The following is a 21,572-nucleotide window of genomic DNA, read 5'->3' on the forward strand; positions in this document are numbered from 1 at the left end:
CCATGAGAATCCCGCGCATCTTCACCGACAGTCCCCTGGCTGTCGGCAGCCAGTGCCAGCTGGACGACAACGCCGCCAACCATGTAGGCCGGGTCCTGCGCATGCAGGCAGGCCAGGCACTTCTGCTCTTCAACGGTGACGGTCAGGACTATCACTCCACCATTACCGAAGCCGGAAAGAAACACGTGCAGGTGGCAGTCACGGAAGCCGCTGAAAACGAAACAGAATCGCCCCTCAGAGTAGTACTGGCACAGACCCTGTCCAAGGGCGACCGCATGGACTACGCCGTACAAAAAGCGGTGGAAATGGGCGTGAGCGAAATCGTGCCACTGACCACCGAACGCTGTGACGTCAAACTCAAAGGCGACCGGGAAGACAAGCGTCTTCGTCACTGGCAACAGGTTGCCATCAGCGCCGCCGAACAGTGCGGCCGTGCCCGGGTTCCCGACATACAGCCGGTTATGACCGTGCAACAGTGGCTGGAACACGCGCGTGCCTGCGACTTGCGCCTGGTGCTACACCATCGCACCGAACGGTCCCTGAACACCCTCGAAAAGCCCTCCAGCATCGCCCTGATGATCGGCCCCGAGGGCGGCCTGACCGCCGAAGAAATCGCCCTGGCCGAAAGTCACGGCTTTCTGCCTGTTGCCCTGGGCCCCCGGGTACTGCGCACCGAAACCGCACCGGTTGCCGCCATCGCCCTGTGCCAGTGGCTCTGGGGGGATATCGGCTCCTGAGACAGGCGGGTGACTATTCATGGCGTCACGTCCTGGCACCCCAGTCATTGACAGAGCTGTCGGTGCACAACATTATCTTGTCTGACAAAAAGTGGGCGGGAATGCCACCTTGTATGGGCGCCTGCACCCAAGAAAACAATTAAGAGCCCAGGATGATAAACCTACTTACCAATCCGGAATTTTGGCAATACCTCAGCATCCCCGTGATCGCCGCCCTCATCGGCTGGAGCACCAACTGGCTCGCCATCAAAATGACCTTCTATCCACTGGAGTTCATCGGCAAGCCGCCGCTTCTGGGCTGGCAGGGCATCATCCCCTCCAAAGCCCGCAAAATGGCCGCCAAAAGCGTGGATGCCACCATTGCCAAAATCGGTACCGTTCAGGAAATCTTCGAACAGATCGACCCCAAAGTCCTGGCCGCCCACATCATCTACACCGTCGACCCACGCATTGAGGAATATGTCGACGAACTCATGCTGCGGGAATACCCCACCTTCTGGGAAAACCTGCCGGCCTCGGCCCGCAAAATGGTCTACGACCGGGTACGCAAATCCACCCCGCAACTGGTCGACAACCTGGTCGAAGACATCTCCGACAATATTGAAGACCTGCTCGACATCAAAGGCATGGTCATCGAGCGCCTGGCCCGGGATAAAAAGCTGCTCAACCGGATATTTCTGGAGTGCGGTGACGTGGAGTTCCGCTTCATCATCAATTCCGGCCTCTACTTCGGCTTTCTGTTCGGCATTATCCAGATGGGCGTGTGGTACCTGTACCCGGCCATCTGGGTGTTGCCTCTGTTCGGGCTCCTTGTGGGCTGGGCCACCAACTGGATTGCGCTGAATGTAATCTTCCGGCCCCTGCATGAACACAAGGTCGGCCCTCTGCGAATCCAGGGCCTGTTCCTCAAGCGCCAGCCAGAAGTGGCAGAATCCTTCTGTCATATCGTGACCCACGAGATACTGACCGTGGGCAACATCATCAATGCCATCCTCGAAGGACCCAAAGGTGACCGCGCCCGCAACATGGTGAAAAAGCACATCAAACCGCTGGTGGATGAAACCGCAGGCATGGGCAAGGCCCTGACCCAGATGGCATTCGGCCCCACGGGTTTTGCCACCCTGAAAAATCAGGTGGGTGAAAAAGCCATCGCGATATCCCAGAGTTCCTTCAACAACCCCGTGTTCGAGCGAGACCGTGCCCGGGCGGTGGAGTCCATCATGGTGGAGCGGATGAATGCCCTGTCTTCGGAAGAATTCCAGGATCTGCTGCGCCCGTGCTTCCAGGAAGACGAGATCAAACTGATCCTGGTGGGCGCCTTCCTGGGTCTGGTGGCCGGTGTGTGCCAACTGGTCTTTGTCTTTGGCGAGTCCTTTTTCTGATCGTTGTCAGGGCTGTGCAGGGTTGCATTACGCTACTATACTGGCCAGATAACCAGTCCATTCTTTATACACGCTATGCGGAGGCAAGGGATGCCGGGCTTATTTTCCTGGATATCAGGCCTGTTCAACAGCACTCAATCCGTCCCACAGGCTGCCTCCGAAACCCGGCTTTTTAATCCTTCCAGCACCAGCCAGCCCGGCAATAGCAACGATGAAGGCGACATTGTTGGCCAACTGGAAGACCACCTGTTCACCTGGCTGCTTGATGTGGAACCCGCGCGCCTTCGTGCCGGCACAGATAGTGGCGAAAAGGAACTGGCCGAGCTCGAGCGGCGCCTGCAAATGAACGAAATGGAAGAACTGCCCAGGAAGCCTGGCAGTTTACCCATGCTGATGCGAGCACTGTCCAATGAAGCCACCGAACGCAAAGAGCTAACCCGCATCATTCTGAGTGACCCGTCACTGACCGACCAGTTGCTCCAGGTGGCCAACAGCCCCTACTTCCGCCCGAGTGAACACGTCATAGAATCCGTTGACCAGGCGGTGTTCGTGCTGGGTGTGGACGGCATCCGGAACGTGATTGCGGCGGCGGTTATGCGGCCTATGATGGCGGCCCGAAACAGCCGCGAGGCACTTTTCGCCCAACGATCCTGGCGCTGGGGCCTGACCTGCGCCCGAGCGGCGGAAATGATTGCCAAGATTCACCGGGACGACACCAGCGCCCACTTCATGGTTGGCCTGCTGCCAGCATTGGCGTACATCACCATTCGCAGGGAACTGGGGCGTATCTACCGCACCAGGGGCTCCGGCAGTGAACCGGAGCCGGCGTTGCTGAGATTGGCCTTGGCCCGCTATCAGTGGGCCACTTGTCAGTTACTGGCAAATGTCTGGACTCTGCCGCCCAAATATCATGCTTGGCTGTTATCGGCAGAACGGCCGGCGCCGCGGCAGGCGCACTCGGCACTGACCGACGGCCTGCTTCTGGGCACCCGGGAGGTGCTGCGCCATGCCCGCCAGAGAAACCTGTCAGAAGAGAATCTGATTCGCATTGTGCACCTGTCCCCGGAGCAACTGGGCAGGGTACGTACGGTATTGCTCAGAATGCTCCAGGAAGGCAAAAGTTCACAGGTTCGGACCTGACTCCGGTGCTTTGACAATATCCGCACCGGGCGGTGTACCGGCATTCAGCAGGCTGGCAAAGCTGACATCGTCACTGGTGGGCGCAAGATCGATCAGTTCCCTCGGCATGGCCCCGGCAGGCAGGCGATCCACCACCCGGTCTTCGTCCTTGCGCACGGCCCGCAGCACGCTACCGACCGTAATCAGATCCAGTGTTCGCCCTGGAACCAGCTGATCGCCATCGCGCCCCGCCAGATTCAGCAACCCGGCGCGTATCAGCTTGTCGCTGATCTTGCGGGTGACTTCGCCGGGAATCCGCAACTGCTGCTCCAGAGACTCCTGCTGAGGCGCCGGTTCACCGCGGCTGAACGGCTTGGCCACCATCCACATCAGGGCAAGCCCTACCCGCTCCTGCAATTCCGGCGCCAGCTGGACATTCCGGCGCTTGGCTACGGCCCCCGGGTTTTGCAGATAGAAAGCCAGACTGGCGCCAAGCAGCAGGATCATCCAGTTCAGATACGTCCAGATCAGCAGAATGATACCGACCGCAAAACCGGAGTAGATGGCCGCATACTTGGCCGAGCCGGCCACGAACGAGGCAAACAGCATGCCGCCAGCCTGCCAGGACACGCCGGCCACCAGCCCGGCGATAAACGCGTAGCGCAGCTTCACCCGGGTATTAGGGATAAAGATGTAAACAAAGGTGAACGCGCCCACCACCAGGAAAAACGGTGTAAACCGACTGGCAAGGACAATCAACGAACCAAACGGTTCGATGGCCATAAGATTCTGCGCGATTTCTGAAGAGAAGATGGTGGCGGTTACCCCGATAGCCGAAACCATCAACAAGGGGCCTACCATGATGACGCTCAGATAGTTACTGAAACGCTGCGCCATGGAGCGCATTTCCGGCACCCGCCAGATCATGTTGAACGAGCGCTCGATTTTCTGAACCAGGGAAATGACGGTGTACACCAACAGGGCCAGACCCACCGAGCCCAGCACACCGACTTTCATATTATCGACAAAACCCAGGATTCGCTCAGCCACCTCCACACCCTGTGGGCCCATCGGCTGGAAGAACTGGTACAGGAATGGCTCCATGCGCTGGTGCACACCCAGCGCTTTCAGCACGGAAAAGCTCAGGGCGAGCAGCGGCACAATGCTGAGCAACGTGGTGTAAACCAGGCTCATGGCGTGCAGTGTCAACTGACCACTGATCACATCGCGGATCAGGGCATAAGCCGAGCGCCCGGATTTATACAGCCAGGTCCAGGGCCAGGTCTGCGGTGGGTTGGAATTGGACAGTATCCAGTCTTCAGCAGCCTGCAGCCGCTCTTTCATCTGGGTGGAAGCCACGTAACATCCTGCTTGTCAGTGTTTCTTCAAGCTTATCAGGCAGCTGTCAGTAAACAACCCGGAAACCGGGTATTTGTTGTACACCCGGACAAATCCTCCTGATGGTGGGCTTCCTTCACCCGACTTCAGGCAACCGACGCCAGATTACGCGCCGTAATCTCCACAATTCGCTGCCGCGCCTCCTGGCTCGCCCAGGCCGAGTGTGGGGTCAGAATCAATTTGGGAACATTGTCTGCCAGCAGCGGGTTACCATTGCGGGGAGGTTCTTCGGTCAACACATCAAAGCCCGCACCGGCAATATCGCCATTCCGCAAGGCGTCAGCCAAAGCCGATTCATCAACCAAGCCGCCCCTACTGGTGTTGATCAGCAGTGCCGAAGACTTCATTAAACCCAGTTCCCGGGCACCAATCATGTTGCGGGTTTCTTCTGTCAGCAGGCAGTGGAGTGATAGCACATCAGCCTGCACCAACAGGTCATCCAGCGGAATTCGCGGGTAGCCATCCACCTCGCCAGGCTCTTGGCCGGGCCGGCAGCCGAGGACGATGTTCATGCCAAACGCTTTTGCCCGTTCCGCCACACCCTGTCCAAGATCGCCGTAGCCGACAATGCCCAGAGTTTTGCCTTCCAGCTCCATAATCGGGTAGTCCATCAGGCAGAACATATCGCTTTTGGCCCACTGGCCATTGCGGGCACCCCGGTTGTAATCCAGCAGCCGGGTGGCCAGTGCCAGGATGAGAGCCATGGTGTGCTGGGCCACGGTGGAACGGCCATAATTGGTAACGTTCATTACCTTGATGTCGTGGGCCTTGGCCGCCTCCAGATCGATGTTATTGAGACCGGTTGCCACCACCGCGATGGTTTTCAGTTCCGGGCAGGCTTCAAAATGTTCGCCGTTCAGCACCACCTTGTTCACCAGCACCGTATCAAAGCCCTGGATTCTTTGAATCACCTGCTCCGGGTTGGTGCGCGGGTGGCAGGTCAGTCCACCGGCAATGTTTTCAATGGGACTCAGATCAACATCCTCGCCCAGTGTTGCAGCATCCAGAAAAACGGCTTTCATACTTTTCTCCTGACTCATCGACCCCACAGATTAAGGTAGACTGAGGAAAACGATCAATCTCCGGGAGGCTACCCATGGAACACGAATTCTGGCACGAACGCTGGGCAAAAGACCAAATCGGCTTCCACGAAGGCACGGTTAATCAGTACCTGCATGACCACTGGCCCGAACTGGCAGGCAACGGCACCGACGCCGTGTTCGTTCCCCTGTGCGGCAAGGCCCATGACATGTGGTGGCTGCACGATCGCGGACATCCGATTATCGGCGTGGAGTTAAGTGAGGTTGCCTGCAAGGATTTTTTCGAGGAAGCGCAGGAGAAAGCCAGCGTTCACCCGGGTGAACCCTTTACCACCTTCCGCCATGACGACCTGCAGATCTGGTGTGGGGATTATTTCCAGCTGGTGCCGGACGACCTCAAACACATTCGCCTGGTGTACGACCGGGCTGCCCTGATCGCCCTGCCCCCGGAAATGCGCAAGAGCTATGTCAATCATCTCACCGCTATTATTCCGGACGACACCAGAATCCTGCTGATCACGCTGGATTACGACAGCTCGGAAATGCAGGGCCCGCCGTTCAACGTTACCGACGACGAAGTGTTCAGGCTCTATGGTGAGGATTATGAGATCAACCAGGTGCTGAAACGGGACATGGCCCGTGACAACCCGTTTGCCAAACGCCGGGGCCTGAGAAACGGCGCCACAGAGAGTGTTTTTACCCTCGTCAAGAAATAACCTTAGATCATGGGCGGTAAGTCCCTGGTGTCCAGTCTGGCTTACCGCCCATAACATAATTTAATGAACCTAATTTGACTGCTCACTGTCCAACCCCCGAACTCTGAACTAAGCTCAGATTAAGCAGGCCGGAAACCTCCGGATAACGTATACCTGCTTAACACCATCCCATTCATTCCTTAACCAGACACACCGCCGGGACAGGCGGCGAAACAGCAACGGGGACATTGCGTGAATTTATAACAGGCAAGAGTAAGCGAGGGGCCATCTATGAGCATTCTGCAGCACTTCAAAGACCGGTATGAACAGACTCAGGAGGAGGAATACTCCCTTGAGGAATACCTGGAGATCTGCAAAAAGGACCCAACGGCATACGCCACCGCCGCGGAGCGGATGTTGATTGCCATCGGCGAACCAGAACTGATCGATACCTCCCGTGACCCCCGCCTGTCACGCATCTTCTCGAACAAAGTCATCAAGCGTTACCCGGAATTCGACGAGTTTTACGGCATGGAAGATGCCGTCGAAAACATCGTTTCGTTCTTCCGCCACGCGGCCCAGGGTCTGGAGGAGAAGAAGCAGATTCTCTACCTGCTCGGCCCCGTTGGCGGCGGTAAATCTTCCCTGGCCGAGAAACTCAAGGCCCTGATGCAGAAGGTCCCCTTCTACGCCATCAAGGGCTCTCCGGTAAACGAAAGCCCGCTAGGCCTGTTCGACCCGGCCGAGGACGGCCCGATTCTGGAAGAGGAATACGGCATTCCCGGCCGCTACCTGAAAAACATCATGTCACCCTGGGCAGTCAAGCGCCTGCATGAGTTTGGCGGCGACATCAGCCAGTTCCGGGTGGTTAAACGTTACCCCTCGGTGCTGGACCAGATCGGTGTATCCAAGACCGAGCCGGGCGACGACAACAACCAGGACATCTCGGCCCTGGTGGGCAAGGTCAACATCCGCATGCTGGAAGACTATTCCCAGGATGATCCGGATGCCTACAGCTTCAGCGGCGGCCTGTGCAAAGCCAACCAGGGGCTGATGGAGTTTGTGGAAATGTTCAAGGCACCAATCAAGGTGCTGCATCCGCTACTGACGGCCACACAGGAAGGCAACTACAACACCACCGAGGGCATGGGCTCGGTGCCCTTCGACGGCGTGATCCTGGCCCACTCCAATGAATCCGAGTGGCAGACGTTCCGCAACAACAAGCACAACGAAGCCTTCCTGGACCGGGTGTACATCGTCAAGGTGCCCTACTGTGTGCGGGTCACTGAAGAGATTGAAATCTATCGCAAGCTACTGAAGCACAGCTCACTCTCCGGAGCGCCCTGCGCACCTGACACTCTTGATATGCTGGCCCAGTTCTCGGTGTTGTCGCGGATCAAGGAGCCGGAAAACTCCAGCATCTTCTCCAAAATGAAGGTATACGACGGCCAGAGCATCAAGGACACCGACCCCAAGGCCAAGTCCATCCAGGAGTACCGGGATGCTGCCGGGGTGATGGAAGGCATGGACGGTCTGTCTACCCGCTTTGCCTTCAAGATCCTGTCAAAAGTATTCAATTTCGACACCACCGAGATTGCCGCCAACCCTGTTCACCTGCTCTATGTGCTGGAAAAGCAGATCGAACAGGAACAGTTCCAGCCGGAGTTGCAGGAAAAATACCTGCGCTTCATCAAGGAATACCTGGCGCCCCACTACGTCCAGTTCATCGGCAAGGAAATCCAGACGGCGTATCTGGAAAGCTACAGCGAGTACGGCCAGAACCTGTTCGACCGCTATGTCACCTATGCCGACTTCTGGATTCAGGATCAGGAGTTCCGGGACCCGGAAACCGGCGAGATTCTGGACCGTTCCTCCATCAACGACGAGCTGGAGAAAATCGAGAAACCAGCGGGCATTTCCAACCCCAAGGACTTCCGCAACGAAGTGGTCAACTTTGTGCTGCGGGCCCGGGCCAACAACGGTGGCAAGAACCCGTCCTGGCTCAGCTATGAGAAGCTGCGCAGCGTGATCGAGAAGAAGATGTTCTCGAACACCGAAGACCTGTTGCCGGTGATTTCCTTCAATCCGAAGGCCAGCCAGGAAGACCAGAAGAAGCACAAACAGTTTGTGGAACGCATGGTTGACCGTGGATACACGGAGAAACAGGTTCGCTTGCTTGCCGAGTGGTACCTGCGCGTCCGGAAATCCCATTAACGGCCAGCGGGAGCAGTACCATGGGTATGACCCACATTGTTGACCGGCGCCTGAACGGCAAGAACAAGAGCGCAGTGAACCGGGAACGGTTCCTGCGCCGTTACCGCCACCACATCAAGAAGGCGGTGTCGGATGCCGTGCAAAAGCGCTCCATCACCGATATCGAACGGGGCGAGAAAGTAAGCATTCCCGCCCGGGATATTGACGAACCTATCTTCCACCATGGCCACGGTGGCCGGCGAGAGGTGGTGCACCCCGGCAATCAGGAATGGGTGGCCGGGGACACCATCCCCAAACCCGAGAGCGGCGGTGGCCAGGGCCAGGGGCAAGGCCAGGCCAGCCCGGACGGAGAAGGCATGGATGAGTTCGCCTTTCAGATTACCCAGGAAGAGTTTCTCGACTTCCTGTTCGACGATCTGGAGCTGCCCAATCTGGCCCGGAAAAAACTCAAGGACACCGAAGCCTTCAGTTATGTACGCTCGGGCTTCACCACCCAGGGAGTGCCCGCCAAGCTGGATGTGGTGCGTTCCCTTCGGGGCGCCCACGCCCGGCGTCTGGGCCTGGGCGGTGCGCGCAAGAAAAAGATCCGGGACCTGGAAAAACAGCTCGAGGCGTTGAAAAGCGCACCGAACGATCTCGATCCGGCCTTCAGCCATGAAGACCAGATCAAGGTGCTGGAAGAGGAAATCGCGCGGCTGAAAGCCAACGTCAAACGCATTCCCTTCATTGACGAGATCGACCTGCGCTACAGGCAACACCTGAAGCAGCCCAAACCCGCCACCAGTGCGGTGATGTTCTGCCTGATGGATGTATCCGGTTCCATGACCCAGATGCACAAGGACATCGCCAAACGCTTCTTTATCCTGCTGTATCTGTTCCTGAAGAAAAACTACAAGAAAATCGAAGTGGTGTTTATCCGCCACCACACCAGCGCCAAGGAAGTGGACGAAGAAGAGTTCTTCTACAGCCGGGAAACCGGGGGCACCATTGTCTCCAGCGCCCTTAAACTGATGCACCGGATTGTCGAAGCCCGATACTCGCCAGCGGAATGGAACATTTATGCCGCCCAGGCGTCCGACGGCGACAACTGGAACGACGACTCACCCATCTGCGGCAAATTGCTGTCTGAGCGAATCCTGCCGCTGGTTCAGTACTACTCCTACATCGAAATCACGCCCCAGGATCACCAGATGCTCTGGTACGAATACGAGAAAATCATGGAGCAGTTTCCCCAGAGCTTCGCCATGCAGCAGATTGCCGATCCTGGCGACATTTACCCGGTCTTCCGACAGTTGTTCGAGAGGAAAGCGGCATGAGCAGCCTGATTGATCGCCCGAACGCACCGGAGAGCGAACAACCCAAGGCAGGTAAGCCCATTTCCACCAGTTCGGAATGGACCTTCGAACTGATCCAGAAATACGACGAGGAAATTGCCAAATGCGCCGCCGAGTTCGGACTGGACACTTACCCGAACCAGGTTGAAGTGATTACCGCCGAGCAGATGATGGATGCCTACAGCTCCGTCGGCATGCCGGTGGGCTATCATCACTGGTCCTTCGGCAAGCAGTTTCTGCAAACCTCCAAGGGCTATCAGCGGGGCCAGATGGGGCTGGCCTATGAGATTGTGATCAATTCCAATCCCTGTATCGCCTACCTGATGGAAGAGAACACCCTGCCCATGCAGGCCCTGGTGATTGCCCACGCCAGCTATGGCCACAACTCGTTCTTCAAGGGCAATTATCTGTTCCGTACCTGGACAGACGCCAGTGCCATCATCGATTACCTGGTGTTTGCCCGGCATTATGTGTCGGAGTGCGAGGAGCGACACGGCGTGGATGCCGTGGAAGAGATTCTCGACTCCTGCCACGCACTGATGAACTACGGTGTAGACCGCTACAAGCGCCCTGCCCCGATTTCGGCCGCCGAGGAGGCCCGCCGGCAAAAGGAGCGGGAGGAATACGAGCAACGCCGCATCAACGATCTGTGGCGAACCATCCCCAAAGCAGAGGACGACGGGGACCCGGTTCGCCGCAGGCCCCGATACCCGGAGGAGCCTCAGGAAAACCTGTTGTACTTCATCGAGAAAAACGCGCCGTTGCTGGAAACCTGGCAGCGGGAACTAGTACGCATCGTGCGCAAGCTGGCCCAGTATTTCTATCCACAGCGCCAGACCCAGGTGATGAACGAGGGCTGGGCCACGTTCTGGCACTACACGCTGTTGCACCGGTTGTACGACAAGGGGCTGGTGAACGATGGCTTCATGCTGGAGTTCCTGCAAAGCCACTCCGCCGTGGTATACCAGCCCCCGTTCAACAGCCCATGGTATTCCGGCCTGAACCCCTATACCCTGGGTTTCTCCATCTTCACCGACCTTAGACGTATCTGTGAAAACCCTACCGATGAGGACCGGGAATGGTTCCCGGACATCGCCGGTACAGACTGGCTGGAAACCCTGCATTTCGCCATGCACAACTTCAAGGACGAGAGCTTTATCCAGCAGTTTCTCTCACCGAAGGTGATGCGTGACCTGAAGCTGTTCGCCATCGAAAGCGACGATCGGGAAGACCACTACACCGTCACCGCCATTCACGATGAGCCCGGTTATCGTGCGCTGCGGGAAAAGCTGGCGCGCCAATACAACCTCAGTTACCGGGAGCCGAACATTCAGGTATGGAGTGTGGATATTCGCGGTGATCGTTCGTTAACCCTGCGACACATCCCGGTAGACCGGGTGCCGCTGGGCAACGAAACTGATGAAGTGCTGAGGCACGTACATCGGCTCTGGGGCTTTGATGTACACCTGGAAAGCGTGGATGAAGGCACGCTGGTGGAGGAGCATCACTGCCCGCCGCGGGCCTTGGACGATGAGTGAGATGGAAAGCGTACACTGGCCTGTAACCCTCCGAGGGGAGATCGGGCCAGGGTCAGCGTGCCGCCATACAGTTCAGCCAGCTCTTTGACGATCGCCAGGCCCAGACCGGAACCGGACCGGGTTTCATCCAGCCGGGTGCCCCGTGTCAGAGCCTGCTCGATATCGGCGTCAGACAGGCCAGGGCCGTCATCCTCCACCATCAGCGCCAGACCATCCGGCAAGCCTTCAACCCGAAACGTTACCTGACTTTCCGCCCAGTTGATGGCATTTTCCAGCAGATTGCCCGCAATTTCCTGTAAATCCTGTTGTTCAAGCCGAACCGCGCCCGTATCGCCCAGGTCGCTTTCGAGGGTAACGCCACGGCGTTGCGCGAGAGTATTGAGTGCCGACAGCACCGGCTCCAGGGTTTCACCAAGATCCACACGCCCCAGGGCGGCCGGTCCGGCCGCTGAAGCCCTGGCCAGATGATGGCGCACGGCGTCATCGATGCGGCTCAGTTCGGTACGGAAAGCGGTTCTCTGCACCGACGGCAAACGATCACTCAGGGTGGTAAGCACAGATACCGGCGTTTTCAAGGCATGGGCCAGATTGCCCGCAGCCGAGCGCCCCCGCTCAATCAGTATCTGATCCCGCTCAAGCACCTGATTCATGGCCTCGGAGAGCCGCGCGAGTTCTTCGGGCAGATCACTGGTCAGTGAACGGGTCTGGCCGGACTCCATAGCCCGGAGATCCCGCTCCAGACGCCGAAGCGGTGCCAGGCCCCAGCGGATCTGCAACCCGATCATCACCAGCAACAGCGTACCGAGCGTGGTCAGCGAAACCACCAGCAATCGGTTGAAGCGCGCAACCTGGGCATCCAGCTCCCCCTGGTCAGCCGCCACAGACACCGACAACCAGCCCTCGAACGCCGGCAACTGAACATCCCGTTCCACTATCCGAAGAAGCTGGCCACGTGGCCCCGGGGCCTGGGCCCAGTCCGGCCCCCGGCCACTGATCTGCGGCAGTCGCTGATCCCACAATGACCGGGAGGTGATCACCCGCCCGCTGTTGTCGTTCACCTGCCAGTACCAGCCGGAATACACCCGCTCGAAGCGCGGATCGCCCAGTTGCGGGCCGGGGGTCAATTCACCGGTCTGAGGGTCAGACTCAATGCCGGCAATGACCACATTCAGGAACGATAACAGGCGCTCATCAAAGGACTGGCTCAGCGTCTGGCGAAAGTTCCAGGCCAATACGGTACCAGCCAGCGGCAACACCACCAGGACCAATACCAGAGCAGACACCAGCATCCGCAGCGCCACCGGCCAGCGGCGCAGACGTGTCAGCATCAGGATGGTTCTCCGTGGCCGTTCATGCGATAGCCCTGGCCACGGATGGTCTCGATAGCCTGGGCGCCGAGTTTGCGCCGCAAACGGCTGACCTGGACATCGATAACATTGGAATCTGGCTCCTGGTCGCCGTCATAGACATGTTCGGACAACTCGGTGCGGGACACGATTCTGGGCGCGGCGTGAACCAGATGCGATAACAGCCTGAACTCCTGGGCCGTGAGTGAAACCGGCATACCAGAGCGGGTGACCTGCCCCGCGTGGGTATCCAGAGCAATGTCTCCCACGGTAATCACCGGGTGGGCATGGCCATGGGACCGGCGCACCAGGGCCCGCAGGCGGAACAGGATTTCTGCGGTTTCAAAGGGCTTGGTGACATAGTCATCGGCACCGGCCGAAAACCCCGCGGCTTTATCGGACCAGCGCTCCCGGGCGGTCAGAATCAGCACCGGCAGATCAATACCCCGCTCCCGCCAACCGGCCAGCCACTGGGTGCCATTGCCATCCGGCAAGCCCAGGTCCAGCACCACCGCATCGTAACGTTCGGTGCTCACCAGAAAGTCGGCCGTGCGGCCTTCCCCGGCGACTTCCACCAGCAGCCCGGCATCCCGCAAGCTACCGGCCAGCCCTTGTGCCAGCGCGGCATCGTCTTCCACCAGAAGAATTTTCATCAGCGTTTCATGCCCTGGATATTCCTGCCCTCTATCTCCAGAACCTCTCCGGTCCGGGCATTGATCTCAAACTCCACCACCTGGCCTTCCGGGCCCAACAACTCGATCTCGTAGAGGATCTCACCATCGTCTTTCTCGATATCTACATCGATCACGTCTCCGCGCCAGTCGCGGCCAAGGCTGTCCAGGATTTCGCTCAGGGGTTTGATACGGCCGGCCTCAACCTCGTGGTGCAGGCGCCGCCAGTCGTCGTCATCATCGGCACAGGCCACCTGGGCAAACGGCAGCGCGCTCACCGCAAACAGAGTCAGCATCAATACCCGGAACACCCGGCGTGAAAACCGGTCTGCGGGTAACAGCGATGAATGTAAACGAGGTCTGGTCATGGTGTTTATGGTGACAAAAGCCAGATGAACGAATCATGAATGAGCCTATCACGATGCTGAAAGCCCTGCCCCGTTAATCTGGGCTCAAGCTGGTAGCCAACCGGGCAGAACCGGCAGTTTTTCAAACACAGACAAGCAAGGAGAACACCATGAAAAAGACTCTGACCATCGCGCTGATCAGCGGCCTTGTCGCAGCCCCCGCAGCCTTCGCCAAAGGCAGCTTTGACGATGCGGACCGCATGCTTCAGGTTGGCAACAACTACGGTATCAGCCACTTCCAGAGCATCGAATTTGACGACGACCATGATAATGAAATCGAGCTCGAAGGCTGGATGGGCCAGGACTGGTTCGTGGAACTGGACCTGAACGGCAACGGCGACATCGACCGGGAGCAGCGCCGCAAAGCCAAAGGCGAGATCTACGGTGTGAGCGCGGACGATGTGCGCTCTTATCTGAAAGCCGCTCAGCAGCAGGGAATGGCCACTATTGAGGAACTAAAGGTCAACCGCAATGGCGATATTGAAGTGGAAGGCGATGATGAAAACTGTGCGGAACTGGAATTGAAGTTCCGGATCGGAAGCTTGGAGCCATTGAAGATCGAAAGGGACAAGTGAGCAGGAAGCCGCAACCCGGTCAGGCACAGTGCCTGACCGGGGGCAAGTTCAATCAGACGCTGACCGAGGGCAGCCCCGACAACGCCATAGCCAGCTCCTGCTCGCCGTACTCATGGTCGCTCAGTTCACCGGCAAAATACGAGGTATAGGCCGCCATATCGAAATGCCCGTGACCACAAAGGTTGAACAGGATCACCTCCTCCTTGCCCTCGCGCTTGCACCGCAACGCCTCGTCAATCGCACCCTTCACGGCATGATTGGCTTCAGGGGCCGGTACGATCCCTTCGTTGCGCGCAAACAGGACACCCGCCTCAAAGCACTCGCGCTGAGTGTAGGAAACAGCATCGAACAGTCCCAGCTCCTTGGCGTGCGACACCATCGGAGCCATGCCGTGATAGCGCAGGCCGCCAGCATGGAACCCTGGCGGTGTAAAACCCGAACCCAGGGTATGCATCTTGGTGAGTGGTGTCATTTGTGCCGTATCGCCGTAGTCATAGGCGTATTTACCTCGGGTCAACGTCGGACACGCTGAGGGTTCAACCGCGACAATCCGGGACTTCTCCCCGCCTCTCAACGCATGGCCCATGAACGGGAAAGCAATACCCGCGAAATTAGAGCCGCCACCGGTGCACCCAACGATCACGTCTGGCCAGCAATCGGCCATCTCCATCTGTTTCATGGACTCCAGGCCGATTACGGTCTGATGCAACAGGACATGGTTCAGCACGGAACCCAGAGCATACTTGGTGTGCGGATCCTGAACGGCCAGCTCCACCGCCTCGGAAATAGCAATACCAAGACTGCCGGTGTGGTCGGGGTTTTCCCCCAGCACTCGACGACCAAACTCTGTCATTTCTGATGGTGAAGCCACGCAGTTAGCCCCGTAGGTCTCCATCACCGCACGGCGATAGGGCTTCTGGTTGTAGGACACGCGAACCTGGAACACGGTCACATCAATGTCGAACAGGGAGCCTGCAAACGACAGCGAGGTCCCCCACTGACCAGCACCAGTTTCTGTCGTCAGACGCCGAATACCGGCCTCCCGGTTGAAAAAGGCCTGCGGAATCGCGGAATTGGGCTTGTGACTGCCCGCAGGACTGCCACCCTCGTACTTGTAGAAGATCTTGGCCGGGGTGCCCAGGGCTTTTTCCAGCCGATGCGCCCGAAACATGGGCGCCGGCCGCCACATTCGATAAACATCGCGAACGGGCTCCGGAATCTCCACTTCCCGTTCCGTGGTCATTTCCTGTTCAATCAGCGACGCAGGAAACAATGGCTCCAGATCCGTTGGACCGACCGGCTGCTTTGTTCCCGGGTGGAGAACGGCAGGCAGGGGTTCGGGGAAATCCGCCTGCAGGTTGTACCAATACCTGGGCATCTGTTCTTCGTCGAGCAAGAACTTGGTTTGCATGGTGTTAAGACCCTGATGTTGTGCCAATGATTGGCTGAGCATAGCCATTCCAGACTGACATAAAAAGAGTGTACAGCGGCGCCCCGGAAAGAACTGCGCGTTTACATGGGCAACCAGTTTTCCAGCATGTCCACCAGCCAGGGCACGAGCAGCGCCGTGGCGAATGCCGAAAGCGCCATGGCCAGGCCTGAAAACGCGCCCATCTGGGAACTGACCTGGAATGCCCGGGCGGTACCAATACCATGGGCCGCCACGCCCATGGCAATCCCTTTTGCGGTGTCATCTTTCACGCGCAACCACTCAAACAGTTTGGTGCCCAGCACCGCACCGGTAATTCCGGTCAACACCACCAGCACCGCCGTGAGCGACGGCAAACCACCAATCTTCTCGGAAATACCCATGGCCACCGGTGCCGTTGCCGATTTAGGCGCCAGCGACATCTGGATTTCCAGGGAGCCCCCCAACAACCTTGCCAGGCCCACCGAACTGCCAGCAGCAATAACCACCCCACTGATCAACGATATCGCGACCGGCAACCAGAGTTGACGGAGCCGGCGAAACTGCTGATACAGAGGAACCGCCAGTGCCACCGTTGCCGGACCCAGCAGAAAATGCACGAACTGACCGCCCTCAAAGTAATCGCTGTATGAGGTGCCCGTTGCCAACAACAGGAGAATCAGCATCGCCACCGAAGTAACGACTGGATTGGCCAGCGGGTTAGAATGCGTTTTCAGATAGAGCCGGTAGGCCAGCCCGTAGGCCACCAGAGTAATGGTCAGCCCTAGCAGTGGCGACGCCGACAGGTAAACCCAGATGTCGCGCAAACCCGGCTCATTCATGCTGCCCACCTTGTTCTGAAACGGAACGGACAAACCAGCGCGTCGTCAGTTGCATAATCAACGCCGTGGCAACCATGGTGATCACCGTGCTCAGAAACAGAGCCAGGGTGATCGGCAACCACTCATCCGCTATACGCCCGAAATGCGTCATCATCCCCACGCCCGCAGGCACGAAGAGCAGTGACAGATGGCTCAGTAACGCGCTGGAGGCCTCGCTCAGGGAATCCGGGGCACTACCTCGGATCATCAAGGTAACGAACAGCATGACCATGCCAAGCACCGGCCCGGGAATCGGCAGCCCGAGAAGTCGTACCAGAATCTCGCCTGTCAGTTGATAAACCAGCAGTAACGTCACACCGTTCAGAAACTTCATGAATCAGGATTCCCCGCCTGCATGTGCCACGTTGCTTTTGGGAATCACCTTCCGGCCATACATTGCCAGCAGGAATCCAATGGGGAACATAAGCACACCGTAAACGGCAGCGGGAATCGACATGGTGCTGGACTCCAGCAACGTGAGGGTGACCATCAAACCAATGGTGCCGTTCTTCACACCGAGTTCCACCGCCACCGCCAGGGATTCCCGCTGGGTCAATCCGGCCACCCTGCCCGCCAGCAGGCCCAGGGCGATACCGGCGACATTGAGAGCGATAGTGGAGGGGCCTGCCTGCTTCAGCAGATCCCACATCTGGTCCCGAACGCCATAGAGCAGCGCCACAATCAGCACTGCCAGCACGATGCCACCAAAGATGCTGACCAGGCTCTCAGCCTTGCGCGCAAGCTCCGGCTTGCGGGTTCGCACCAGCATGCCAATGGCCACCGGCAGCAGAACAATAGCCACCAGCATGGCAATGGTCTTGCCCACCGGCAGCGAGATGTTCTCTTCCGTGCCCATGAAATGCTGCAGCGCCATGTTGGTAAACAGTGGCAGGGTAAGAATGGTGATCAGGCTGGCGGAGACCGTCAGCACGATGGAAAGCGCAATATTACCCCGGGCCAGAAGCACAAACAGGTTGGACGTGGTACCTCCGGGGCAGGCCGCGATGATCACCAGACCAACGGCAATGGCCGGCGCCACACCGAACAGATAAGCCAGCCCGAACGCCACCATCGGCATCAGGAGAATCTGGGCGAAGGTGCCCACAACCATGCCCTTCGGATACACCGCCACCTGGCGAAAATCCCTCAGGGTAAGCGTCATACCGATACCGATCATGATAATGAACAATGCGATCGGCAAACCTGCCGAGATCAGCGGGCTGGATTCCACAAAGCCTCCGAATATTCTTGTTGTTAGTTCCTATGGCCTTAGAAATTAGCACACGAACCTTCTGACCGGGAGCCCGGCTTCGCGACATTATGTAACCGTGAAACCCTGCAAAAAGATGGGAGCCCAATCCCGGTTTTGATCGTGTGAACCTACCGATATCAGTATACTTGCAGGAAACAACCAAAACACAAATGACTGGCGGAGAATGACAAGGAATGAAACGTCTCGGAACCCTGGACGCCTCCTGGCTGGCGGTTGAATCTGAAGACACCCCGATGCATGTGGGTACGCTTCAGATTTTCTCACTGCCGGAAGGCGCACCAGAAACCTTCCTGCGTGACATGGTCACTCGAATGAAAGAAGCCGGCGATGTGGCACCACCCTGGGGATACAAACTGGCATGGTCTGGTTTCCTCGGGCGCGTGATCGCCCCGGCCTGGAAAGTCGATAAGGATATCGATCTGGATTATCACGTCCGGCACTCAGCCCTGCCCCGCCCCGGCGGGGAACGCGAACTGGGCATTCTGGTATCCCGACTGCACTCTAACCCCCTGGATTTTTCCCGCCCTCTTTGGGAATGCCACGTTATAGAAGGCCTGGAGAACAACCGTTTCGCCCTTTACACCAAAATGCACCACTCGATGATTGACGGCATCAGTGGCGTGCGGCTGATGCAAAGGGTGCTCACCACCGATCCCGAACGCTGCAATATGCCACCGCCCTGGACGGTACGCCCACACCAACGCCGTGGTGCAAAAACCGACAAAGAGGCCAGCGTGCCCGCAGCGGTTTCCCAGGCCATGGACGCCCTGAAGCTCCAGGCAGACATGGCCCCCAGGCTGTGGCAGGCCGGCAATCGCCTGGTGCATTCGGTTCGACACCCGGAAGACGGACTGACCGCGCCCTTCACTGGACCGGTTTCGGTGCTCAATCACCGGGTTACCGCGCAGCGACGTTTTGCCACCCAGCATTATCAACTGGACCGACTGAAAAACCTCGCCCATGCTTCCGGCGGCTCCTTGAACGACATCGTGCTTTACCTGTGTGGCACAGCATTGCGGCGCTTTCTGGCTGAGCAGAACAATCTGCCAGACACCCCGCTGACCGCTGGTATACCGGTGAATATCCGGCCGGCAGACGACGAGGGTACGGGCACCCAGATCAGTTTCATGATTGCCTCGCTGGCCACCGACGAAGCTGACCCGTTGAACCGCCTGCAACAGATCAAAACCTCGACCCGACGGGCCAAGGAGCACCTGCAGAAACTTCCCAAAAGTGCCCTGACCCAGTACACCATGCTGCTGATGTCACCCTACATTCTGCAGTTGATGTCGGGTCTCGGGGGGCGGATGCGACCAGTCTTCAACGTGACTATCTCCAACGTGCCCGGCCCGGAAGACACGCTGTATTATGAAGGTGCCCGGCTTGAGGCCATGTATCCGGTATCGCTGATTGCTCACGGCGGCGCACTGAACATCACCTGCCTGAGCTATGCCGGATCGCTGAATTTCGGTTTTACCGGCTGCCGGGATACGCTGCCGAGCATGCAGAAACTGGCGGTTTATACCGGTGAGGCTCTGGATGAGCTGGAATCGCTGATACTGCCGCCGAAGAAGAAGCGCGCCCGAACCCGCAAGTAACCCAGGACGGGGTCAGTCGCTTTGCCAGTGACCAGCCCCGACAAAAATCATCTGCAGGAATCGGGTGGTGCGTTTTCGCACCTGGCCGATCTGATAATCGTCGTCTTCGGAAATGCTGAGCAGATCGGTCAGACTGAAGGCGACGGTGCGCACCACCAGATCACAGGTCATATCCAGATCGGCATCGCTCAGGTGCTCCATGAGCCGGAGCCGGCGTAAGTCATTGGCCAGTTCGCTGGCAAAAAACCGCATCTCGCTACGAATCCCTTCCTGAACGGCCCGGCTCTCGCCTGCCAGCCCCTGCGCCATAAACAGAAAAAAACTGCGGTTGGCCTGGGCATGGGCCACAAAGATACCCACCGATTCCTCAATCAGCTTGTCGGCCTGCAACACGTTGGCCCGGGCCTCCCTCATCATCCGCCTGAGGACCAGCCCAAGCTCGTCCACCAGCTGCAAACCCAGGTCGTCCATGCTGCGAAAGTGGCGATAGAACGACGTTGGCACCACGCCGGCCTGCCGGGTCACTTCCCGAATACCCAGGCTGGCAAAGTGTCGCCCCTTGCCCACCAGAGTCAGCGCTGCGTTCATCAGCTTCTCTCGGGTTTCGCCGGGCCTGCGTTTCGGTCTGTCTGCCATGGTCTTCCTATCACGATAGTTGCGGTAACAAGTGTACACATCTGACGGCAGAAAAGTCCGCAAAACTTGTCATTTCGAGCCAACGAAGCGCCCCCCTGATTGTTACGGCAACCCTCACTGTGTACAGTCGTACACATAAGTGAACAAGTGTACACATCGTTACCAACGATCAGGTACAAACCTTGGAGAAAACCTATGTTGGCAAAAATGAACCAGACCCGCGCCATGCACTGGCTTGGCCGACAGCTACTGAATCGAAGCAACCCTGCCAGTTATTTTGATCCACTGGCGGAGGCCATCAATCCCATGTGGATACAAGCGTACACACCTGCACGGGTAGAGCGCATTCTGGTCGAGACTCACGACACCAAGACTTTTGTGCTCCGGCCTGCCAGCCGATGGAGTGGCTTTCGTGCCGGTCAGCACGTGAACATCTGTGTAGATATTGATGGTGTGCGACGCCAGCGCACCTTCAGTCTGTCCAGCTCCCCCCTGCTCTGGCAGAACGACGGCGTGGTCACACTGACCATCAAACGCCTGCCAGGAGGGCTGGTGACCAACTGGCTGCATGATCAGTTGGAAGAAGGCGCGGTACTGGGCCTGACCGAAGCCTTTGGCGACTTTCTGATACCAGCCATGCCCAAACCGGTGCTGTTTATTGCCGGGGGCAGCGGCATTACGCCGATTCTAAGCCTGCTGGAGACCATGGCGGCAGAGCCCTTCCGGGCACCGGTCACACTGCTCTACTTTGTTCGCACTCAGGAGGACGTGATCGCCAGTGAAAAACTGGAAGCACTGGCGGCAAGATACTCGGCACTCTCGGTCCGTATTATATGCACCCACGAAACCGACGAGCCGCGCTACCTCAACGACGCCGACCTGGATTCCGTACCCGGTCTGAAGGCCCGCGAGGTCTATCTGTGCGGACCGGGCGGGCTGATGGATCTCGCCAATGACCTGCTTTACCAGCGCGGTCTCGGCGAAGAACAGATTCACTGTACGTTTTTCGCCCCTCCGGTTTCCTCCCCTCTCGGTGATGAAACACTCGGCGGCGAGGTGAGTTTTGCCCGCGCGGACCTCAATGTGGACTCTTCCGGCGATGCCACACTGCTGGAGATCGCAGAAGCCGCGGGCCTCAAACCTCAATACGGCTGCCGCATGGGCATCTGCCATCAATGCAGTTGCCGAAAAACCAGCGGCACCGTGATTAACCGGCTAACGGGTAAAGCTTCCGGTCCCGGAGAGGAAAGCGTTCAACTCTGCATTTCCGTACCCCGTGGCCCGGTGACTCTGGAAGCCTGACACACAGAATTCGAGCGC

At 58.1% G+C, this 21,572-nt stretch carries 20 protein-coding genes; 10 read left to right on the forward strand and 10 right to left on the reverse strand.

From position 1 onward, the window contains the following. Positions 1-2 precede the first annotated feature (2 nt). The 3 genes from C7436_RS08190 (at position 3) to C7436_RS08200 (ending at position 3,259) form a co-directional block, all read left to right on the forward strand. The gene (locus C7436_RS08190) at positions 3-737 is read left to right on the forward strand and encodes a 16S rRNA (uracil(1498)-N(3))-methyltransferase (protein ID WP_121207408.1); all 735 of its coding nucleotides are present in this window, start codon (positions 3-5) and stop codon (positions 735-737) included. A 152-nt stretch (positions 738-889) separates the two neighbouring features. Then, positions 890-2,119 carry a DUF445 domain-containing protein gene (locus C7436_RS08195; protein ID WP_023008557.1) on the forward strand — a complete coding sequence of 410 codons (1,230 nt, stop codon included), beginning with the start codon at positions 890-892 and terminating at the stop codon, positions 2,117-2,119. A 90-nt stretch (positions 2,120-2,209) separates the two neighbouring features. Beyond that, positions 2,210-3,259: an HDOD domain-containing protein gene (locus C7436_RS08200; RefSeq protein ID WP_121207410.1), complete on the forward strand. Its 1,050-nt coding sequence runs from the start codon at positions 2,210-2,212 to the stop codon at positions 3,257-3,259. Here the strand turns inward: C7436_RS08200 and C7436_RS08205 are convergent. Both C7436_RS08205 and C7436_RS08210 read right to left on the reverse strand, forming a co-directional pair. Next, entirely contained in the window at positions 3,242-4,597 is a 1,356-nt protein-coding gene (locus C7436_RS08205; RefSeq protein WP_014422423.1) for a YihY/virulence factor BrkB family protein, read from the reverse strand. The two genes, C7436_RS08200 and C7436_RS08205, sit on opposite strands and share 18 nt — an antisense overlap. A 125-nt stretch (positions 4,598-4,722) precedes the next feature. Further along, positions 4,723-5,658 carry a D-2-hydroxyacid dehydrogenase gene (locus C7436_RS08210; RefSeq protein WP_121207411.1) on the reverse strand — a complete coding sequence of 312 codons (936 nt, stop codon included), beginning with the start codon at positions 5,656-5,658 and terminating at the stop codon, positions 4,723-4,725. Positions 5,659-5,732: 74 nt separating this feature from the next. Here C7436_RS08210 and tmpT point away from each other — a divergent pair, with 74 nt between their 5' ends. From tmpT to C7436_RS08230, 4 genes are all read left to right on the forward strand, one after another. Beyond that, complete coding sequence (gene tmpT, locus C7436_RS08215) at positions 5,733-6,392, forward strand: thiopurine S-methyltransferase (protein WP_011786497.1); 660 nt, start codon at positions 5,733-5,735, stop codon at positions 6,390-6,392. 270 nt (positions 6,393-6,662) lie between these two features. Then, positions 6,663-8,585, forward strand: coding sequence for a PrkA family serine protein kinase (locus C7436_RS08220; protein ID WP_011786498.1), 1,923 nt, complete (start codon positions 6,663-6,665; stop codon positions 8,583-8,585). Between the two features lie 20 nt (positions 8,586-8,605). Continuing rightward, positions 8,606-9,901: a YeaH/YhbH family protein gene (locus tag C7436_RS08225; protein WP_023008560.1), complete on the forward strand. Its 1,296-nt coding sequence runs from the start codon at positions 8,606-8,608 to the stop codon at positions 9,899-9,901. Further along, the gene (locus tag C7436_RS08230) at positions 9,898-11,457 is read left to right on the forward strand and encodes a SpoVR family protein (protein WP_011786500.1); all 1,560 of its coding nucleotides are present in this window, start codon (positions 9,898-9,900) and stop codon (positions 11,455-11,457) included. Before C7436_RS08225 ends, C7436_RS08230 begins: the two co-directional genes overlap by 4 nt. Here the strand turns inward: C7436_RS08230 and C7436_RS08235 are convergent. The 3 genes from C7436_RS08235 to C7436_RS08245 are packed head-to-tail and all read right to left on the reverse strand — an operon-like array spanning position 11,424 to position 13,842. Continuing rightward, the gene (locus tag C7436_RS08235; protein ID WP_121207413.1) at positions 11,424-12,785 is read right to left on the reverse strand and encodes a sensor histidine kinase; all 1,362 of its coding nucleotides are present in this window, start codon (positions 12,783-12,785) and stop codon (positions 11,424-11,426) included. The two genes, C7436_RS08230 and C7436_RS08235, sit on opposite strands and share 34 nt — an antisense overlap. After that, positions 12,785-13,456 carry a winged helix-turn-helix domain-containing protein gene (locus tag C7436_RS08240; protein WP_023008562.1) on the reverse strand — a complete coding sequence of 224 codons (672 nt, stop codon included), beginning with the start codon at positions 13,454-13,456 and terminating at the stop codon, positions 12,785-12,787. Before C7436_RS08240 ends, C7436_RS08235 begins: the two co-directional genes overlap by 1 nt. Beyond that, on the reverse strand, positions 13,456-13,842 hold the full coding sequence (locus tag C7436_RS08245; RefSeq protein ID WP_036148083.1) for a PepSY domain-containing protein: 387 nt from the start codon (positions 13,840-13,842) through the stop codon (positions 13,456-13,458). The genes C7436_RS08240 and C7436_RS08245 overlap by 1 nt, the downstream gene beginning before the upstream one ends. A 149-nt stretch (positions 13,843-13,991) precedes the next feature. Between C7436_RS08245 and C7436_RS08250 the strand changes: the two genes are divergently transcribed. Next, complete coding sequence (locus C7436_RS08250) at positions 13,992-14,456, forward strand: hypothetical protein (protein WP_121207415.1); 465 nt, start codon at positions 13,992-13,994, stop codon at positions 14,454-14,456. Between the two features lie 52 nt (positions 14,457-14,508). On the opposite strand, the gene C7436_RS08255 is transcribed toward C7436_RS08250, so the two are convergent. From C7436_RS08255 to C7436_RS08270, 4 genes are all read right to left on the reverse strand, one after another. Beyond that, entirely contained in the window at positions 14,509-15,867 is a 1,359-nt protein-coding gene (locus tag C7436_RS08255; RefSeq protein WP_031210004.1) for a TrpB-like pyridoxal phosphate-dependent enzyme, read from the reverse strand. A gap of 101 nt (positions 15,868-15,968) precedes the next feature. After that, positions 15,969-16,706, reverse strand: a complete 738-nt coding sequence (locus tag C7436_RS08260; RefSeq protein WP_022990872.1) for an LrgB family protein — start codon at positions 16,704-16,706, stop codon at positions 15,969-15,971. Continuing rightward, positions 16,699-17,079 (reverse strand): CidA/LrgA family protein, encoded by a 381-nt coding sequence (locus C7436_RS08265; protein WP_011786507.1) that lies wholly within the window; start codon positions 17,077-17,079, stop codon positions 16,699-16,701. Before C7436_RS08265 ends, C7436_RS08260 begins: the two co-directional genes overlap by 8 nt. Before the next feature lie 3 nt (positions 17,080-17,082). After that, positions 17,083-17,976, reverse strand: a complete 894-nt coding sequence (locus C7436_RS08270; protein WP_113880307.1) for a bile acid:sodium symporter family protein — start codon at positions 17,974-17,976, stop codon at positions 17,083-17,085. A 215-nt stretch (positions 17,977-18,191) separates the two neighbouring features. Between C7436_RS08270 and C7436_RS08275 the strand changes: the two genes are divergently transcribed. Next, positions 18,192-19,616 carry a WS/DGAT/MGAT family O-acyltransferase gene (locus C7436_RS08275; RefSeq protein ID WP_114434538.1) on the forward strand — a complete coding sequence of 475 codons (1,425 nt, stop codon included), beginning with the start codon at positions 18,192-18,194 and terminating at the stop codon, positions 19,614-19,616. A gap of 12 nt (positions 19,617-19,628) precedes the next feature. Here the strand turns inward: C7436_RS08275 and C7436_RS08280 are convergent, their stop codons facing one another. Next, on the reverse strand, positions 19,629-20,252 hold the full coding sequence (locus C7436_RS08280) for a TetR family transcriptional regulator (RefSeq protein WP_014422436.1): 624 nt from the start codon (positions 20,250-20,252) through the stop codon (positions 19,629-19,631). Positions 20,253-20,447: 195 nt separating this feature from the next. On the opposite strand from C7436_RS08280, the gene C7436_RS08285 reads away from it, so the two are divergent. Beyond that, the gene (locus tag C7436_RS08285; protein ID WP_121207417.1) at positions 20,448-21,554 is read left to right on the forward strand and encodes a ferredoxin reductase; all 1,107 of its coding nucleotides are present in this window, start codon (positions 20,448-20,450) and stop codon (positions 21,552-21,554) included. Positions 21,555-21,572: the final 18 nt, after the last annotated feature.

This window comes from Marinobacter nauticus (assembly GCF_003634635.1).
Taxonomy (GTDB): domain Bacteria; phylum Pseudomonadota; class Gammaproteobacteria; order Pseudomonadales; family Oleiphilaceae; genus Marinobacter; species Marinobacter nauticus.